Origin of the sequence: Mesorhizobium sp. M0051 (assembly GCF_040323235.1) — a bacterium.
In the GTDB taxonomy this organism is placed as follows: domain Bacteria; phylum Pseudomonadota; class Alphaproteobacteria; order Rhizobiales; family Rhizobiaceae; genus Mesorhizobium.
The window spans coordinates 138,344-156,935 of sequence record NZ_JAMYUT010000006.1 but is presented as its reverse complement, the minus strand read 5'-3'; the positions used below and the strand labels follow the sequence as shown (position 1 = coordinate 156,935).

The 18,592-nt window shown below is 63.1% G+C and carries 12 protein-coding genes; 4 read left to right on the top strand and 8 right to left on the bottom strand.

Annotated features, from left to right (window positions below; translation table 11 throughout):
• The 3 genes from NKJ90_RS08705 to NKJ90_RS08695 are packed head-to-tail and all read right to left on the bottom strand — an operon-like array spanning position 1 to position 4,600.
• Positions 1-936, bottom strand: coding sequence for a dimethyl sulfoxide reductase anchor subunit family protein (locus NKJ90_RS08705; protein WP_023758075.1), 936 nt, complete (start codon positions 934-936; stop codon positions 1-3).
• Positions 937-938: 2 nt separating this feature from the next.
• Positions 939-1,673 carry a 4Fe-4S dicluster domain-containing protein gene (locus NKJ90_RS08700; RefSeq protein ID WP_023758074.1) on the bottom strand — a complete coding sequence of 245 codons (735 nt, stop codon included), beginning with the start codon at positions 1,671-1,673 and terminating at the stop codon, positions 939-941.
• Positions 1,670-4,600, bottom strand: coding sequence for a molybdopterin oxidoreductase family protein (locus tag NKJ90_RS08695; RefSeq protein ID WP_352485918.1), 2,931 nt, complete (start codon positions 4,598-4,600; stop codon positions 1,670-1,672). The genes NKJ90_RS08700 and NKJ90_RS08695 overlap by 4 nt, the downstream gene beginning before the upstream one ends.
• 278 nt (positions 4,601-4,878) lie before the next feature.
• On the opposite strand from NKJ90_RS08695, the gene NKJ90_RS08690 reads away from it, so the two are divergent.
• Entirely contained in the window at positions 4,879-5,796 is a 918-nt protein-coding gene (locus tag NKJ90_RS08690; RefSeq protein WP_023758072.1) for a LysR substrate-binding domain-containing protein, read from the top strand.
• Between the two features lie 46 nt (positions 5,797-5,842).
• On the opposite strand, the gene NKJ90_RS08685 is transcribed toward NKJ90_RS08690, so the two are convergent.
• Positions 5,843-7,393, bottom strand: coding sequence for a winged helix-turn-helix domain-containing tetratricopeptide repeat protein (locus NKJ90_RS08685; protein WP_023758071.1), 1,551 nt, complete (start codon positions 7,391-7,393; stop codon positions 5,843-5,845).
• 109 nt (positions 7,394-7,502) lie between these two features.
• On the opposite strand from NKJ90_RS08685, the gene NKJ90_RS08680 reads away from it, so the two are divergent.
• A complete protein-coding gene (locus NKJ90_RS08680; protein ID WP_023758070.1) occupies positions 7,503-7,964 on the top strand; it encodes a cupin domain-containing protein in 462 nt (153 codons plus the stop codon).
• 99 nt (positions 7,965-8,063) lie between these two features.
• On the opposite strand, the gene NKJ90_RS08675 is transcribed toward NKJ90_RS08680, so the two are convergent.
• The 4 genes from NKJ90_RS08675 to NKJ90_RS08660 form a co-directional block, all read right to left on the bottom strand.
• Entirely contained in the window at positions 8,064-9,320 is a 1,257-nt protein-coding gene (locus tag NKJ90_RS08675) for an Hsp70 family protein (protein ID WP_023758069.1), read from the bottom strand.
• 271 nt (positions 9,321-9,591) lie between these two features.
• Positions 9,592-10,383 (bottom strand): TIGR02186 family protein, encoded by a 792-nt coding sequence (locus tag NKJ90_RS08670; protein ID WP_023758068.1) that lies wholly within the window; start codon positions 10,381-10,383, stop codon positions 9,592-9,594.
• A complete protein-coding gene (locus tag NKJ90_RS08665; protein ID WP_023758067.1) occupies positions 10,383-11,306 on the bottom strand; it encodes a sulfite exporter TauE/SafE family protein in 924 nt (307 codons plus the stop codon). Before NKJ90_RS08665 ends, NKJ90_RS08670 begins: the two co-directional genes overlap by 1 nt.
• A 192-nt stretch (positions 11,307-11,498) precedes the next feature.
• The gene (locus NKJ90_RS08660; protein WP_023758066.1) at positions 11,499-15,515 is read right to left on the bottom strand and encodes a peptidoglycan-binding protein; all 4,017 of its coding nucleotides are present in this window, start codon (positions 15,513-15,515) and stop codon (positions 11,499-11,501) included.
• A gap of 460 nt (positions 15,516-15,975) precedes the next feature.
• On the opposite strand from NKJ90_RS08660, the gene NKJ90_RS08655 reads away from it, so the two are divergent.
• Both NKJ90_RS08655 and NKJ90_RS08650 read left to right on the top strand, forming a co-directional pair.
• On the top strand, positions 15,976-16,434 hold the full coding sequence (locus NKJ90_RS08655) for a MerR family transcriptional regulator (protein WP_023758065.1): 459 nt from the start codon (positions 15,976-15,978) through the stop codon (positions 16,432-16,434).
• A gap of 338 nt (positions 16,435-16,772) precedes the next feature.
• Positions 16,773-18,563, top strand: coding sequence for an acyl-CoA dehydrogenase (locus NKJ90_RS08650; RefSeq protein ID WP_023758064.1), 1,791 nt, complete (start codon positions 16,773-16,775; stop codon positions 18,561-18,563).
• Positions 18,564-18,592: the final 29 nt, after the last annotated feature.

The following is an 18,592-nucleotide window of genomic DNA, read 5'->3' as shown; positions in this document are numbered from 1 at the left end:
TTAACATCCGTAGTACAGGGTAATTGTGTGCTTCGCTTCGGCGAAGAACAGCCAGCGCTCGACCAGCATGCCGGCGAATTGTGCCATCGCGGCGATCACCGAAACCACCGCTGCGAACGGCCATGGCAAGGCAAAAGCGGCGACCAACAGCAAGACGGGCAGTGCGAAGGCCAGGAGTTGCGTGATCTCGCGCAGCCGCGCGCTGTGTTTGCGTGCGATGCGAAAACCCATTTCCTTGAGCAGGTAGTTTTCCTCGGTATGCGGCCATTCCAGCGACCGCACCGTGCCGCCGGCCAGCCCCGTCGCGGTGTTGGCGTTGGTTGCGATCTCCAGCCGGTCATTGTAGCGCCAGGTCGCCAGCTTCCAGCCCCAGCCGAGCATGGTTAGCAGCAGGCAAGCCGCCAGGAGCACCTTCGAACCAAGTGCAAATCCCTGCAACAGCGCGTTCATCAGCACACTGCCGGTCATTGCCGAAAAAATGAGGTAGCCGGGCAGGGTGAAGCGGCTGTGCCACTGGGCGATCGGTTTCAGCGACGCGTATATCATGCCGGTCGTGCAGACGGTGACCACGGCACCGCAGGTGGCCAACAACCCGGCAATGGCCACCCAGCCATTGGTCCGGCCAAAAAATATCCAGCCGATGCCGAACAGCCCCGCGGGAATGAAGGTGATGACCGACGCGACGCCTTCACGCGACAGCCACGAGCTGCGCCATTGCGAGAAGGCCCGCCAAGCCCGTTCGGGTCTGCCGAGGTGGCCGGTCGAGGACAACAGCCCGGCCGCGATCAGGCCGAGTGCCAGCCCAAGGCCGATGAAGCCCAGCCAGAGATCGGGAGGGATGATCTGGAATCCTCCGAGCACGCCCAGTAGCGCGAGCAGCCCATAGCCTGCGCCGGTGGCGGTGGTGAAGAAGACGACGGAGAAGGCTGGATGCATGATCAGTTCGAAAGCATGCGGTCGACCCAGCCAAGAAAACCGCCTTCGGCCCGCACCGGTTCGAGGGCCGGCGCGGCCACCGAAGCGGCACGCGTGGTATGGGCGCGCGGCGGCAGGTATTTGTTGGTCGGGTGATAGCCGAGTTCCGGCATCAGGTCGACACCGCCGCGCTCCGCCACCAGTTGCGAGACCGCCGACAGGGGATCGCCAAGGTCGCCGAAATGCCTGGCGCTGGTCGGGCAAGCGGCGACGCAGGCCGGCACGCGGTCTTCCTCTGCCAGATTGTCGTTATAGATGCGGTCGACGCACAGCGTGCACTTCTTCATCACCCCGACATCGGTGTCGAATTCGCGCGCCCCATAGGGGCAGGCCCAGCTACACAATTTACAGCCGATGCACTTGTCCTCGTCGATCAGCACGATGCCGTCTGAAGCCCGCTTGTAGGAGGCGCCGGTCGGGCAGACGGTGACGCAGGCCGGCGTCTCGCAATGCAGGCAGGAGCGGGGGAAGTTGACCGTGCGGCCGCCCATCTCGGTGGTGTGTTCGTAGCTGTGAACACGGTTGAACCAGACGCCGTCGACATGGCCGCCATAAGGGTCGATGTCGGTCAGCGGCGCCATGTGGCCGCCGGTGTTCCACTCCTTGCAGGCGGTGACGCAGGCCTGGCAGCCGACGCAGGTGTCGAGATCGATGACTAGCCCTAGTTTCTTGCCGCTCTGACTGGGCAGACAGGTCATTCGGCCGCCTCTCTTGCCCTGCGGAACTCAGCGCCGAAGGTCAACTTGTCGGGCGAGGGTTCGAAATGCGGGGGCTGCTGAAAACGCTCGAACTGCGGCTCGGTGAAGCCGGCTTCCTCGGCCGCGCATTTGACGATGCGCACGCGCAGGTCGAACCATGCCGCCTGGCCGGTGACCGGATCGGAGTTGGAATAGCGTTTGCCCTGAGCATCGGCGGAAGTCTGGTCGCCGATGATATGGTTGAGCAGGAAGCCACGATTGGATTCAGCCGCGTCGTCCTTCAGCCCCCAGCTGCCGCGCCGCTTGCCGACGGCGTTCCAGGTCCAGACCGTGCTTTCGTTCACCCCGTCGATCAGCTTGATCTGTCCCTTCACTCTGCCGTTGATGCTTTCGATCCACACCCAGTCGTCATCGACAAGACCTAGATCTGCTGCCGTCCGCTGATGCACGAACAGCCGGTTCTGGCTGGTGATCTGTCTCAGCCACGCATTCTGCGACCCCCACGAATGGTACATGTGCATGGGCCGCTGCGTCAGCGCGTGCAGCGGATATTTTTCGAGGTCGATGGCTGCTTCTTCGAAGGGCATGTACCAGAAGGGCAGCGGGTCCATGTAGGTCTCGATGCGCTGGCGATCGCCCTCGGGCGGCAAGGCGCGGCCATGACCGCGCGCGGCAAGACGGAAGCGCTGCATTGGCTCGCAATAGAGCTGGAAGACGATTGGCTCCGCCTTGGGGATGAAGCCCATCTGCACGGCGAAGTCGAGATAGGAGCGATTGGCCATCTTGTAGTAGCGCTGGTCGTCAGCGAAATCGTGATGCCAGAAGCCGCCATTGTCGATGTAGCGTTGCAACTGGTCCGGGTTGGCCTCGCCCCTGCCGATCGAGGTCCCATCCTTGCCGCGCCAGCCGGCGAGCGGGCCGATGCCTGATGTGCGCTCATGGTTGACGATGTAGTCGGCATAGTCGCGGTACTTGGCCGTGCCGTCTTCGTCGACAAACCCTGGCAATCCAAGCCGCGCGCCGAGTTCGATCAGCACCGACTGGAACGGCCGGACATCACGGTCCGGTTCGACGACGGGATGGCGAATAGCGTCGCCCGGGCCATCGGCGTGGCTGATCGGCCGGTCGAGCAGGCTGATGCAGTCATGCCGCTCGAGATAGGTCGTATCCGGCAGGACGAGGTCGGCGAACGGCACGGTCTCGGAATAATAGGCGTCGGAATAGATGATGAAGGGGATCCTGTATTTTCCCGCGTCATCATGGTCGGTCAGCATGGCGATGGTCTCGACGGTGTTCATCGAGGAATTCCAAGCCATGTTGGACATATACATCATCAGCGTGTCGATCGGGTAAGGGTCACCGGCCCAGGCGTTGCGGATGACGGTGTGCATCAGGCCGTGCGCGGCCAGCGGCGCATCCCAGGAATAGGCCTTGTCGATGCGAAGAGGTGCGCCGGCCTCGTCGACCAGCAGGTCGTCCGGCCCGCAGACGAAACCGAGCGGCATGCCTTCAAGCGGCGTCATCGGCTTGACGGTCTTGCCGGCCGGCTTCGGACCGGGCGGCGCAGATCGGGGGTAGGGCGGCTTGAAGCGGAAACCGCCCGGCACATCCACCGTGCCCAGCAGCACCTGAAGCAAATGGAGGGCGCGGCAGGTATGAAAACCGTTCGAATGGGCCGAGATGCCGCGCATGGCGTGCATCGAAACAGGTCGCCCCTTGATCGTCTCGTGCCGACGCCCGGCCCAGTCGGTCCAGGCGATCGGCAGTTCGATCGTCTGTTCGAAGGCGACGTGCGCGAGTTCGGCGGCGATCCTGCGGATCGTATCGGCGGCAATGCCGCAGCGCTCGGCGACCGCGTCCGGTGCATAGCTCTCATCGAGGTAGCGGTCGGCGATCAACTGGAACACCGGAACGCAGTGGCGTCCGTCGATCGTGAAGCTGCCGGTCAGCGCCGGTTTCGCGCTGGCATCGGTGGCGCTGATCGGTATCTTCGCCATCCTGTCCCAGGCCAGCGGATTGCCCTCGCCGTCACGGACGAACAGCCCGTCATCGGCCGCACCCGGCTCCTGGACGACGAGGACGTGAGCGTTGGTGTAGCGCAGCAAATAGTCGAGATCGACGCGGCCCGCCCTGAGCAATTCATGGATAAGCGCGAACACGAACAGTCCGTCGGTGCCGGGCCGGATGCCGATCCAGTCATCGGCGATCGCATTGTAGCCGGTCCGGCACGGATTGATCGAGACGACTTTGGCGCCGCGCGCCTTGAGCTTGCCGAGACCGATCTTGATCGGGTTGGAATCATGGTCCTCGGCAACGCCGAACAGCATGAAATATCGGGTGTTGTCCCAGTCCGGTTCGCCGAACTCCCAGAACGAGCCGCCGATCGTGTAAAGGCCGCCCGCCGCCATGTTGACCGAACAGAAGCCGCCATGGGCGGCGAAGTTCGGAGTGCCGAACTGGCTTGCCCACCAGCCGGTCAAGGATGGGGATTGGTCGCGGCCCGTGAAGAAGGCCAGTTTCTTGGGGTCGGTCCGGCGGATGTTCGACAGCCGCTCCGTCGCGATCGAAAACGCCTCTTCCCACTCGATTTCCCGGAACTCGCCAGAGCCGCGCGGACCGGTGCGCAGCAATGGCTTCCTCAGCCTTGCCGGGCTGTAGTGCTGCATGATACCGGAGCTGCCCTTGCCGCAGATCACGCCGCGATTGACCGGATGGTCCTTGTTGCCGTTGATGTAGCGGACCTTGCCATCCTTGATGTGCACGTCGATGCCACAGCGGCAGGCGCACATGTAGCAGGTCGTCTTGGCGATGCTGTCGGAGACATCAGGCGAGGTGTCGACGCCATCGCCTTCATCCGGTGCGCGCGTGTCGGCAAGCGGGCGTTGCGATGGTGCCGAATTCGCGCCGCGCGGCGGTCTGTGCATCATGATCCGGGGGTGCCTGTACGGCCAACGGATTTGGCACGTGTCCTCGGTCCGGGGCCGCGCATGTAGTGCTCTTCCGGATGATAGCGATCGCCCGCCAACCGTCGCCTTATGCCGCGGGTCCAATGCGCAAACAGGGATCTGAACCGCTCGATCATTCTGCTCTCTGCGATATCTCGGCGAATTTGTTCTAAACTCCCCAGAAAACTTAGAATAGAGGCATCGATCTGTCTAATTAGTTGTTCTTGTAAATTCGATCGATATTGGTTCTTAATGCGCTCATGACCCTGGACCAGTTGCGGATTTTCGTCGCCGTCGCCGAGCGCGGCCATATGACCAAGGCGGCGGAACTGCTGGGCATTTCGCAGTCGGCAGCATCGGCCGCCATCCGGGCGCTTGAAGAACAGCATGGCGTTCATCTGTTCAACCGGGTTGGCCGCAACATCGAGCTTGCCCAGACCGGACACCGGTTCCTGCCCGAAGCCAAGGCAGTGCTCGAACGGGCGGCTGCCGCGCGCAATGTACTGGAGCATGTCTCGCAGACGGTCACCGGCAGCCTCTCGATCGCCGCCAGCCAGACCATCGCCAGTTATTGGCTGCCGCGCCGGCTGGCGTCCTTCCATGAAGCCTATCCGGCCGTCAGGCTGAGCGTCAGCATCGGCAACACCAGGCAGGTCGAGGCCAATGTCCTTGATGGTGCGGCCGATCTCGGCCTAGTCGAGGGGCGCACCGAGTCCGACATTTTGCGCCGCGCCAAGGTCGACGTCGACAGGCTCATGTTGGTGGTTGCCAGCTCGCATCCGGAGATCGCCGAGATTGCGCCCGGCCACCCCGACATCAAGGGCCTGCGCTGGATCATCCGCGAGGGCGGCTCGGGCACGCGCGAAGTGTTGGAGGATCTGGCGCGTCGCGAAGGAATTTCGCTCGCCGATTTACAGATATTCCTGGTGCTGCCGAGCAATGAAGCTATTCGCCAGGCGGTCGAGGCGGGGGCCGGCGCCACCATCATTTCGGAGCTTGTCGTGGCCCGTGCAGTGGCCGAAGGCAGTCTCAGGTCCGTGCCGCTCGAATTGCCGAAGCGCGACTTCGCCATGATCACGCATCGCGATCGCCAGGCAAGCCTTGCCCAGATGGCGCTGAAGGCGCACCTCGGCGGCAAGGCGGATGCTGCGTCAATCCCGCTGAGTCCGTCGAAATGACCCAAGTTGGACCATCGCAAGCGCTGTCCGCCTCGGCGCTCGACCGTCACTCCGGCAATCCGGCGTCCCGCAGCGCGCTTCCAAGAGTTTCCGCGAGCGCTGGCGCGCAGCGCACGCCAGCAAACTGGCGGCTGTAGCGAAAGCCCGGCTGAAGCTCGCGCACGCGCGCGGCCGCCGCCCGTGCTCCGTCCAGCCGCCCGAGTTTGGCGAGCGCAGCGGCTAGTTGCACATAGGTGATGCTGTGTGCCTGATTGGCTTGAACGGACTTGTATGCCGCACGACAGGCTTCTTCGTAACGCCCGCGCAGCAAATGGCTCATAGCTTGCGCGTCAAACGCGGCCCAAGTCCACGAATCGAACGGGCTTAGCCGCATACCCTTCTCGCTCCATTCTATCGCGCGCTCTGCTTTGCCGCCCCATCCGAGAATGACGCTGCCAAGAATGTAGGTCAGCGCCGATGACGGGCTAATGGCGAGGGCTGCTTCCAATGCTGTGAATGCGGCGGCGCGATCATGCGCGTCCATGCCGATCGAAAACCCTGCCCATGTCAGAGCGAGCGCATCATCTTGCCCATGAACAATGGCCCATCGGGCATGCCGGATCGAAGCCGTACGGTTGACCTCCTGCAGCCCGGCGCGAAGGAACAAACAATGATGACACATCGCGGCATTGCCATGTGCAAGGGCATAGGCGGGCTCGAGTGCGATGGCACGCTCAAGAAGCGCCAGCGCTCTAATAACTTGCGCCGGCATACCTGTGTCAACGTCAGGCTGGGCTTGAAGCACGAGATCGTAGGCATCGAGACTCTCCGGGCGCTTCCGCCTGACGCGTTCAATTTCCGCTTTTCGCATGCTCGGGGCGATCGCGCCCACCGCTGATAGCGCGATCTCGTCCTGAAGCGCGAAAATGTCCTCGGAGCTGCGGTCGTAGCGCTCGGCCCACACATGCGCGCCGGTCGATGCATCGATCATCTGACCGGTCACGCGCACACTGCCGCCGGCCTTGCGCACGCTGCCTTCGATGACATATCGCACGCCAAGCTCGCTGCCGACCTGCTTCACGTCCACGGCGCGGCCCTTGTAGGTGAAGGTCGAATTTCGCGCGATTACGAAAAGCCAGTTTATGCGTGCCAGGCCGGTGATGATGTCGTCGACCATTCCATCAGCGAAATACTCCTGCTGTGGATCTCCGCTCAAGTTCGAAAACGGCAGGACCGCGACGGACGGTTTCTCAGGCAAGGTCAGCGCCAACGCGATGCGGGATGCAGGGACATTCGTCGCAACAGCCGGTCCTACATAGCGATAGCCGCGTCGCGGCAGTGTTTCGATCCAGCTCTCAGCATTCGCTGCGTTGGCCAATACCCGGCGCAAGGCCGCGATCTGGACCGTTAGGTTGTTATCGGCAACCGCCAACTCGCCCCAGCCGGCCTCGACCAACGCGTCCTTGGATACCGGTACGCCCGCGTTTTGGAGCAGCAAGCGCAAAAGCGAGACGGCGCGTTGCCCAAGCATGGTCGGCTCGGCACCGTGGTACAAAATGCCCGCCACCTGATCGAGACGGAACGGGCCAAACTGATAAAGGTCGCCTCCGAGTGCCATCCAACGCTTTTAGCAAATTTTTGGGAACGAATTCACGACTTCCCGGCATCGACGCCCAATGTTGCACAGGTGCTTGCCAGAAGTAAGCGCCCAGTCAAAGGAGGATCCTATGAGTGCCAATGCCGTCATTCGCATGCCCGATGAGAAGAAGGGTATCATGCTGCGTGGTCAACCTATGGTCTTCCTCGTCACCGGCGAAAATACCAAGCACACGAGCATGTTTGACTGGACGATCCCAGCGGGATTCGCCACCGGACGGCATGTTCACCGCGTCCAGGAAGAGACGTTCTACCTGCTCGAGGGCGAGTGTGCGTGGCATGTCGGCGACAAGACGATCCGTGCAACGCCCGGAACCTATCTGTTCATTCCACCGGGAGTACCGCACGACATCACGAATGTCAGTGAGGGGCCCGCGCGCGTGCTGATGACCGTCTCTCCGCCTGGCCACGAGCACTACTTCGAAGAACTTGCCAAACTCGCGGCGCAAGGTGCGCCGGACCCAAAAGCGCTCGCCGATTTGCGAAACCGCTACGACACTGACCAGCTCTCGACTTTGACAACGCGCGGGTAAGTCCCTGTCCAGGCCTTCGTCGCGTCACGCCTGCGGCGTTTATGTGCATATGGCCTAGTCCAACGCGGATCGGTAAAGCAGAACCGCTCCAAGAAAGCCTCAGCCGAACTTTCGCTGAGCATCCAGCGCCAGGCCAAGTCCGACCGAGCCGAACATGTCGCCTTCGATGACGGATGCCTGCGGCACCAGCGACAGGATCTCTCGTCTGGCGAGCGGAATCGCGGTCGATCCGCCGGTCAGGAACACCGCGGTGATATCGGATGGCCTGACCTCAGCGTCCCGGATGGTCTGCGCCACCGTTCCTGTGACCCGCTCGATATCCCTGGCGATCGTGGCTTCCAGCCCGCTGCGCGTAATCTCGGCGGCGAACTCCGCGCCCGGCAGCTTCACCGCGACCTCTGCGAACGAGCTGTCGGTGAGCTCGATCTTGGCTTTTTCGACAAGCGCCGCCAGCGCGTGTCCGTAGCGGTGCTCGACGATGTGGATGAAGCGGTCGACCAGGTCGGCGCGCTCAGCCTCGTAGCGGATCTGGCGCAGATGCGTCATCGCCTTGGCGGTGTAGACCAGATTGATGCGCTGCCATGTCGCGAGGTCGATGAAGTAGCTGGCCGGCAGATTGCGCTTGCCGTCCTTGGTCGGCGTCAAATAGCCAAGCTGCGGCATGACATGGGCGATGCTCAGCAGCCGGTCGAAATCCGTGCCGCCAATATGGATGCCCCGGCTGGCCAGGATGTCGTCCTTGCGGTCGAGCGACCGGGAGCGCTGCGGTGAAACGCGCACGACCGAGAAGTCCGAGGTGCCGCCGCCCATGTCGATGATCAGCGCCAGCTCTTCCCTCGCCACCTTCTGCTCGTAGTCGAGCGCAGCCGCAATCGGTTCGAACTGGAATGCGATGTGCTTGAAGCCCTGGGCGCGCGCGGCGTTCTCGAGTTCGCTTTGCGCCTTCGCGTCGGCCTCAGCGTCGTCATCGACGAATTGCACCGGCCGGCCAAGCACCACGGTCTCGACGGCATCGCCGGCATCTGCTTCGAGCTTCTTCTTGAGATGGCCGAGGAACAGGCCGACGATTTCCATGAACCCGATCGAGCGCGCCTTGATACGGGTCTTCTCGTGCGCAAGCGAACTGCCGAGCACACTCTTCAGCGATCGCATCAGCCGGCCTTCGATGCTGTCGGTGTAGTTGGCGATGGCGTGGCGGCCAAAACAGGTGCGGTTGTCCTCGAAGTTGAAGAACACGGCACTGGGCAGCGTGACCTGGTCGTCCTCAAGCGTGACGAGGCGCGGCTGTCCGTTCCTGACCACGCCCACGGTGGAATTGGAAGTGCCGAAGTCGATGCCGCCGAAGGCTGGTCGCATGACAAGTTCCTGTATTGGTCGTCGGCGAGCCGATAGGCCGCGAGAAATCGCGCGCTGCCCGGGGATGGGCTGCTCTGCCGAACCGAATTGTTTGTGTCTGCCAGTTGGCTGGGGAGCGCGGTCTACCGCATGCTCCCGCAAAGGGAAACCACTTTTCGGGAAAAGTTCTAAAGCGTGTCGTGTTTGAACGGATTCAGGCGACGCGCTTTAGGTTCTCGATTCGATGCATGTCGTTCTCCCAAAACCGGGGCCCACTTTTGGGCGATATGCATTAGTCTCGCCGGAAGATCAGCCTTCCGAGCCAGCCGGTCAGCATGGCTAGCGATATCGCGAAGACGCCGTAAAGGAAGGAATAATTGTGCGCGACACGGAAGATCGACTGTTCAAAGCCGGATTTGCGGATTTCGAGCTGGGCCGAGCTTTCCTTGATGAACAGCCCGCTCTTGAACAGGAAGGCGCGCGCCTTGTGGGTGCCGACCGGAACGTTCGGCGCCAGCCTGACGGTGGCGCGGAACAGGTTCTGCGACAGGAATTGCACGCCGCCGACATTCTCGCTGTAGAGGCCGGTCGCCGACTTGCGCTCCCGCAGCGCCGCGGTGAATTCCTCGATCGTCGCCGGGCTGTCGCCGGGATCGGCGGGTTGCATGTAAAGGTTGGAGGCGCCGAGCGACAGCTGCTTATAGCTGTTCGGCTCGGTGATGTCCTGCAGCGGCCGCGTCGTCGCCACCGAATAGGACACCGGCACGTTCTCGAAGGTCTCGGAGTCCAGATTGATCCAGACGCCGAGAACCCGGTCCTTGCGGCGCACGACCACCGGTTTGGGCGGCCCTTCGAGCACGACGATGACATCGTAGCGGCCCTGGCGCGCCACGAGTGGATCGGGATTTTCCAGCGAACCGAAGATGGTCAGGTCGGCGCCGGAAAAGCCGGCGGTGATCGAGACATTGTCGGTGGAGAGCCCGATCTGGATGCCTTCCGTCATCGGGACCTGTGCCTTCGCCGGCACGGCGGCCGCAAGCAGCGACAGGAAAATGGCTGTTGCGAACGCGTTCGGAGCCCTCATCAGTTGAGGCCCGCGGCAGACAGCGAATAGAGGTTGGGCGGGGTGACGAAGAGACCGATGGCCAGTCGTATCGCTACCGCCAGCACCAGCACCGCCAGCAAGGCCCTGAGCTGTTCGCCGCGCAGCCTCTGGCCGGCCTTGGCGCCATATTGCGCACCGGCCACGCCGCCCGCCATCAGCAGGAAGGCCAGCACGACGTCGACCGTCTGGTTGGTGGTGGCGTGGACCAGCGTCGTATAGGCGGAGGTAAAGATGATCTGGAACAGCGATGTGCCGATAACGACATTGGTCGGCACTTTCAGGAGATAGATCAGCGCCGGCACCATGATGAAACCGCCGCCGACGCCCATGATCGACGACAGGAAGCCGATGCCCGCGCCAAGGCCAAGCACCGGGATGACGCTGACGAACAGCTTTGAGGCCCTGAAGCGCATCTTCAACGGCAAGCGATGGATCCAGTTGTGCTGCCCGGATTTCTTCAGCACTGGTGCCGCGCCGCTGCGCGTGGCACGCAAGGCATTGACGCTTTCGACCAGCATCAGCCCGCCGACGGTGCCAAGCAGCACGACGTAGAGCAGCGAGATGAACAGGTCGAGCTGGCCGAGGCGGCGCAGGAAGGCGAAGACGTAGATGCCGGCAGTGGAGCCGATGATGCCGCCGGCCAGCAAAACCCCACCGAGCTTGAAGTCGAGCGTCCCCCGCTTCATGTGCGAAAGGACGCCGGAGACGGAGGAGGCGATGACCTGGTTGGCGCCGGTGGCGACCGCGATCGCCGGCGGTATGTTGTAGAAGATCAAGAGCGGAGTGATCAGGAAGCCCCCGCCGACCCCGAACATGCCCGAGAGGAAGCCCACCGCCGCACCCATGGCCAGCAGGACGAAGACGTTGACGGAAATTTCCGCGATCGGGAGATAGATGCCCACCCGTCAGTCTCGATCAGTTCTGCCTGTCGGTGAATGCAACCGTTGCGGGCATCTTGGACCGACAAGCCAATTCGTTCTTGCGCCGGAGGTGCTGCGAAGTCAAACCGCGCTACGCCGCCGAAACAAAAAACATCTCAATCAGTTAACAGGCAAATGTGTGGCAAGGGCGTCGTGGAAGCGACGCCTCTGCCGTTATTTGCGCGCCAGCAGCGCCTTGACCAGTTTTTCATCGACCGCGCCGGTCGCCGGCATCTTGTTATCTGTCTGGAAAGCCATGATCGCGATCTTGGTCTTCTGGCCCATCTTGCCGTCGGCGCCGCCGGCGTCATAGCCATTCTTGTTGAGAATGCGCTGGATATTCTGGACGGCCTTCATCATGTCGATGCTGGCGGTCGTCTGCGGTGCGCCGTTCTGCCAGGATTCGGGAACGTCGGCCGAATTGGCTGCCGCGTCCAGCGGCTTGGCCTTCCACAGTTCGACCGCGGCGCGGGCACGTTCGAGCTGCTCGGGCCGCAGCGCATTGGCGATCTCGTCACGCTTGGCCGCCGCATCCTTGTCGCCGGTCTTGGCGACGAGCGCGAACCATTTGTAGGACTCTTCGAGGTTCTGCTTCATGCCGACGCCCTTGGCGGCGAGGATGCCGAGGTTGAACTGGCTGTCCTTGACGCCGACGTCGGCCGCCGCCTGGAACCAGTGCGCGGCCGATTCATTGTCGGTCACGCCGTCCGCGGCCATGGCGAACAACACGGCCAGATTGTGCATGCCGCTGGCGTTGCCCTGCTCCGCGGAAAGCTGGTACCAGGTCTTCGCCTTCTTGATGTCGCGCGCGACGCCGATGCCCTTTTCGTAGAAATTGCCGATGCGATATTCGGCCGGCGCAAAGCCGAGCTCCGCTGATTTCTCGTACCATTTGGCCGCTGCCACCATATCTTCCTTGACACCGCGCGCCTCGGCATAACGCGAGCCGATCTCGAACAGCGCCTTGGCATCGCCACTGGCGGCGGCGTCGCGCAAAGCGTCCGGGCCGGCGTCAGCTGGAATGTCGATCTTGGCCGTGGTCGCCGCCGGTGAAGCGTCCGTCGGCGGAACCGCGCCCGTAGTGTCCTTGGCTGTGGCCGGCTGGGCCGCCATCGGCTGGGTGCCGGTGTCGGCATCGGTTGCATCCGTGGCGGTTGAAACAGTCGGGGCCGGGGCGGTTGTGGCCGGCGCAGCCGAAGCTGTCGTTTCGAACATCGCCGCGCTGGCATCGACGGGCGCAGGAAGCGGCTCGGCTGCTGGCGCGGCCGTCGACGGATCGGCGCCTGGCGGCGTGGTCATCGTGCTTTGCGCCGCCACGTCGTCCTTGGTTGCCGGTTCGGACGGCTCGGCTGGTCTCACGCCACGATCCGGCGCGCTTTCCACTGCCGTGGGGTGAATATCGGTCTTTGGCTGGCCAGCTGCATCGAATGAGGCGGTTTTCACCGACTGCGAGGCGACGATCGGCGCGACATCGTTGCTTGCCACCTGGGCGGGATCGGCGAAAAAGGCCTTGCCCAGTTGCAAGGCGCCCAGCGCCAGCAAAATCGCGGTTGTCCCCATCAGGATCGGCTTGCGCCGAGCCTTGAGCAGGTCGCCGATCCGCAGCGCCTTCACCGGTCCGGTCATCGTCGACTGGCGTTTCAGCGCATCGGCCTCGGCAGCCGCAGCTTGCGCCGCGCGCCGGGCCGCGGCGATGAAGTCCGATTTCGCGGCATCGGTGTCGCTGGGCTTGGCCGGCTGGCCGCGCTCGTCGCGCACGCGCTTCATGATGGCGTTGAGGTCAGGTGCGCCCGAGCCCGGCTCCAGCGGCCGATTGGCCATTCTCGGATCGAGCGGCTCGTCGAGATCGACGCTCGGTATTGGGGTGCTCGGCGCCGAGCCGGCCAGTGGCGGAATATCCGCTTCCTTCTTGCCCTTGAATGCGCGGGCCAGCCCGCCGAAGATCGATCTGAGGCCCGCTTGTTCGTTCTTTTCGGAACCCGTGTCGGAGCCCAGCGCAGCCATGGCGGCGGCAGCGGCGGCCTCGGCTGGCGTGCGGGTGCCGACACCGTGGCCGCCATGCGTGCCCAGGCCGCCATGCGTGCCCAGGCCGCTGAGAGCTTCCGGCTCATTGCGCAGGCTGGAGGCGGCGCCATCGAGATCCGCCATGTCCCCAGTCAATGGCAAGGGCTGATCGATATCCATCGACGGCGGCTCGACGGCCATCTTGGGTCGCCGTGCGCCGCGCCAGTTGCTCGGTTCGGCCGAAGCAGCGTCCAGCAATTCGCTCATCGCCTCGACCGGCTCGCTAGGTTCCAGCGAACCAAGCCGGTCGACGATCTTGAGCAACGTGTCGTGGATGGCCTCGAACGTTCGCGAATTGCGCTCGTCGGAGCGCCGCGTCAGCGTTTCAAGCGTCTTCAAATCCTGGGCAAGGCCGGAAACGGCCGTCGTGTTGGCACTCGAACCGGCCAACGATCGCACCGCGTTCTCGGCCGCTTCGCGCGCCGCGCCGAGGATGGAATCACGCGTTCCGGCCAGGGACTTCTCGATTTCGTCGAGACGTGGGCTGATGTCTTCGAATTCCGGCAGCGGCGTGCTGGGCTTGGAAAGATGGGCGGACAGGCCTGCGACCTGCGCCTCCAGGCTGCGGATCAGCGCCGGATCAATGCCGGCGACGTGCGCGGCCGACGCATCCAGCCGGCTTGAAATGTCTTCGAGCCGGCTTTCCAGGCCGCGGATCGCCGCTTCGCCCGCGGGATCGGGAACGCGCGTTTCCATGCGCTTGGCCAGTGCGGTGAAGCGGGCATCGATGGCGTCCATGATGCCGGCGCTGTCGATTTGCGGCATCCGCTGGTCAAGCCTGTCGGCAACCTCGTCAAGCCGGCGTTCGAGATCGCGAAACAGCATGTTGCCCTGTTCGATGGCGTCGCCCTGGCGGCGTTCCATCATGACCGACAGCACGTCGAAGCGTTGATCCAGGCCGTGGAAGATGTAGTCGGCGTCAGGCATGGTAGGCGCCTGGTCGATCTTGTCGGCGATGAGTGCGATCTGCTTGGCCAGGCGCTCCATAGCCTGCTCGGGCAGATTGGCTCGGCCGGCGAGTTCGTCGACCCGGCTCGACAGAGTGCTTAGCCGGTCCATGACCGCGTTGCCGGGACGATCCTGCGCCACTTCCTCTATCTGCTGGGCAAGCGAGTCGATCCGCTTCTCGATGCGCTCGAAAGCCTCGTGGTCGAATGAATTGGCTTGTGCCGCTACCGTCGAGGCAACGATGGCGCGGGAAATCTCGTCCAGCCGCTCGTCGATCAGGCCAAGCGTGTCGCTGCCGCGGTTGTCCTGCTGGCTGGCGAAATGGTCGACGGCGCCGGCAAGTGCGCGCACCTTCTCCTCCAGCGAACGCAGCGACAGCGATTCTGGCAAGTTGTTGACGGCGTTGCTGATCTGCTCCAGCCGGTCGGTCAGGACAGACAGGCCGGGGTCGTCCGAACGCTTGCGTTGGTCGGCGTCGACACGGTCTTCAAAAGCCGTCCAGCGGCGATCGAAATCGTCCCAGCGGCGGTCGACCCTCTGCACGCTCTCTTCGCGCGCCAGCGTGTCGAGCGCGGCTTTGACCTGCTCGAGTTCGAGCCGCAGCATGTTGACGCTTCTGTCGTCGCTCTTCTCGGCCAGCGTCTGGATGGCACCGGAAAGCCGCTCGAATTCAAGTCCGAGTTCGGCACTGCCCTTGGCCTGGGTACCGGGCTTGGCACCTGACTGGAAAGCCCGCTCGATGTCCTTGCGCAGTGCTTCGAATTCACGCTGCAGCCCTGATGTCATCTGGTGGCGCAATTCCTCGCGCATGCCGCGCAGTTCGCCGGCGATCTTGCCGACCATGGCAACGCCGTCTTCCTGGCCGCGCACGCGATCGATGTCGCGGGCAATGGCCTGGTAGTTCTGCCCGAAAGCGGCGGCTCCCTGCATCTGGGTCTTCGGGCGCGGCGCGGCCTGCGGATCCTCATACCAGCGCTGCTGGCTGGCAGGTCGGGCGGCGGGATAACGCGCGTCGGCGCCATATTGACGGGGATCTGGACGTGCCATCGGGTCCTCGCGCGTGCGCTCCAGCCGCTGCTCCAGCGTCTCCAGCGACTGGTTCAACTGCTCGAGCGTGGTCTGCGGCCTGCGCTGCCTGCCGGCGTTGAGTGTATCGAGATAGGACCGCTTGCTGTTCATAGGTGCGTCCGTCTTTCAGAATGGCTGGCTCGTGGCCAGTTCCCCCAAGTCTCTGTCGGAACGAAGGCGACCGGCGACAATGCCGCGGTGGAAGACGAGCTTCCCAGGTTACCACCCGCGCTCCGAAAAACCGTGAAAAATTCGATACAGGATAAACACGGGTAGCCGACGCGCCCACATTTCGCCCAACGTGGTAAACAACGCGTTAACCAAACTTAAGAAGTTGCAAGGATGTTGGATGTCGGCCTGACAGTGCGGCATAAAGTTCGGACCGCAGAACGCCCTTGCGTCACAAGGCGGCAATCGGTATAGAATTGACGTAAACGTAAAAGGCGCGTCGAGCGTGCCGTTTTGCGATTTGTTTGTTGAAACCACGACTGGAAGCAGGCCCCCGCTTTCCAGTCAGGCGACGCACGGTCCAGGAGACCGCGACGCCACCAGACGGGGAAAGCCAGTGACCATGAAGCTTATCTCGGCCGGCGAGACCGCGGCCAATACCAATATGTCTGTCGAAGCCGGCGAGGACCTTGTCCGCATCGGCGAGATGGCGAAAAAATACGGAGTGACGCTGCGCACGCTGCGTTTCTACGAAGACAAGGGCCTGCTCAACCCGCAGCGTGACGGTTCGACCCGTCTCTACACGCGCCGCGACAAGGCCCGGCTGAAGCTGATCCTGCTTGGCCGCAAGGTCGGGTTCTCGCTGCGCGACGTCAAGCAGATGATGGATCTTTACGATCCGACTGGTTCAAACACCAAGCAGCTGCGGCTGGCGCTGGACAAGTCGGAAAAGCAGCTTGCCCGTCTGCAGAAGCAACGGGCGCTGATCGATGACGCCATTAGCGAGCTGAGCGCCTCGATGTCGGCGGTGCGCCAGATGCTGGCCGAGCGTTCGGCACCACAGGCGAGCATCGCTCGCTAAAGCAATTTCGGGAGAAGTGTGAAACGGTTCTCTCGGTAAGCGCATAGCGTTTCCCCTTGGGAATTGCGCGACGCCTAAAGTCATCCGCTGACGATCAAAGCCGCGTGGCAATGCCGCGCGGCTTTTCGTTTTCTCGCCTCCCGACCCATAGGGTTTCGGCTCGTGCGCTGCCGCGCCGCTACGCTCATTGCTGCGATGGGCGGGAAATCTTTTCGCACCGAAAAATTGACGTTTACGCAAACGTCAATTTTTGCTATCCAGCTTTCAACATCGGTCCGCATGCCGCCCCTGGCCGTCATCGGGGCGTTCGGACCGGGTTCGCAGGGTGGAGAAAACGCATGCCGACATACAGGGCTCCGGTCCAGGATACGCTGTTCGTGCTCAACGAGGTGCTGGGCTACCAGCGCTATTCGAACCTTCCCGGATTTTCCGACGCCACCCCCGATGTGCTCGAGGCGATCCTCGCCGAAGGCGCCAAGCTCGCCGAAAACGTCATGCACCCGTTGAACCGTGTCGGTGACATGGAAGGCTGCGTTCGTCATGATGATGGCTCGGTGACGACGCCGAAGGGCTTCAAGGAGGCCTTCGACCAGTATCGCGAGGGTGGCTGGATGGGACTGGCCGCACCGGTCGAGTTCGGCGGCCAGGGTCTGCCCTACGCCGTACACACTGCAGTCTCCGAATACATGGTCTCGGCCAACATGTCGCTGATGATGTATCCCGGCCTGACACAAGGCGCGATCGCGGCAATCATCACCCACGGCACCGACGAGCAGAAGGCCAAGTGGCTGCCCAGGATGATCGAAGGCGTCTGGACCGGCACCATGAACCTGACCGAGCCGCACTGCGGCACCGATCTCGGCCTGCTGCGGACCAAGGCGGTGCCGAATGGCGATGGCACCTACAAGATTTCAGGTCAGAAGATCTTTATTTCGGCCGGCGAACACGACATGTCGGACAACATCGTCCATCTGGTGCTGGCCCGCATCGAGGGCGCGCCGGAAGGCGTCAAAGGCATCTCGCTGTTCATCGTGCCTAAACTCAAGCTCGATGCATCGGGCAATCCAGGCGACAGGAACACTGTCTCCTGCGGCTCGATCGAGGAGAAGATGGGCATCCACGGAAATTCGACCTGCGTCATGAACTATGACGAGGCGCAAGGCACGCTGCTCGGCGAGGCCAATGGCGGCCTGAAGGCGATGTTCACGATGATGAACGAGGCACGCCTTGGCGTTGGCCTGCAGGGACTGTCGCTGTCGGAGATCGCCTATCAGAACGCCGTTGCCTACGCCAAGGACCGCCTGCAGGGGCGCTCGCTGTCTGGGCCCAAAGCACCGGACAAAAAGGCCGACCCGATCATCGTCCATCCCGACATCCGCCGCAGCCTGATGACCATGAAGGCGTTCAACGAGGCCGGCCGCGCGCTGGCGCTGTGGACGGCGATCAAGTCGGATGTCGCCCACCGCGCCGGTGACGACAAGGATCGTCAGGCGGCCGACGACTACACCGGCCTGATGACGCCGGTGGTCAAGGGCGTGCTTACCGACAAGGGTTTCGACCATGCGGTCATGGCGCAGCAGGTGTTTGGCGGTCACGGCTACATCGAAGAGCATGGCATGAGCCAGTTCGTGCGCGATGCCCGCATCGCCATGATCTATGAAGGCGCCAACGGCATCCAGGCCCTCGACCTCGTCGGCCGCAAGCTCGGATTGAACGGCGGCCGCGCGGTGCAGGCCTTCTTCAAGGAGGTCGGCGAATTCTGCGAGGAAAACCGCGCCGACGATAAGATGGCGCCGTTCACCAAGGCACTGAAGAAGGGCCTCAACGACCTGCAGGCCGCCACCATGTGGCTGGTGCAGAACGGCATGGCCAAGCCCGACAATGCGGGCGCCGCCTCGACCGACTATATGCATCTCTTCGGCCTTGTGGCGCTGGGCTACATGTGGGCGCAGATGGCCAAGGCGGCACTTGGCAAGACGGACGCCAATGGCGCTCAGTCGTTCTACGACAACAAGGTCGTGACGGGGCGCTTCTTCATGGAGCGGATCATGCCGGAGACATCAGCGCATCTCGCCCGCATTTCGAGCGGCGCCGACACGTTGATGGCACTGCCGGCGGAAGCGTTCTAAAAGATGGTTCCCCTCCCTTGAGGGGAGGG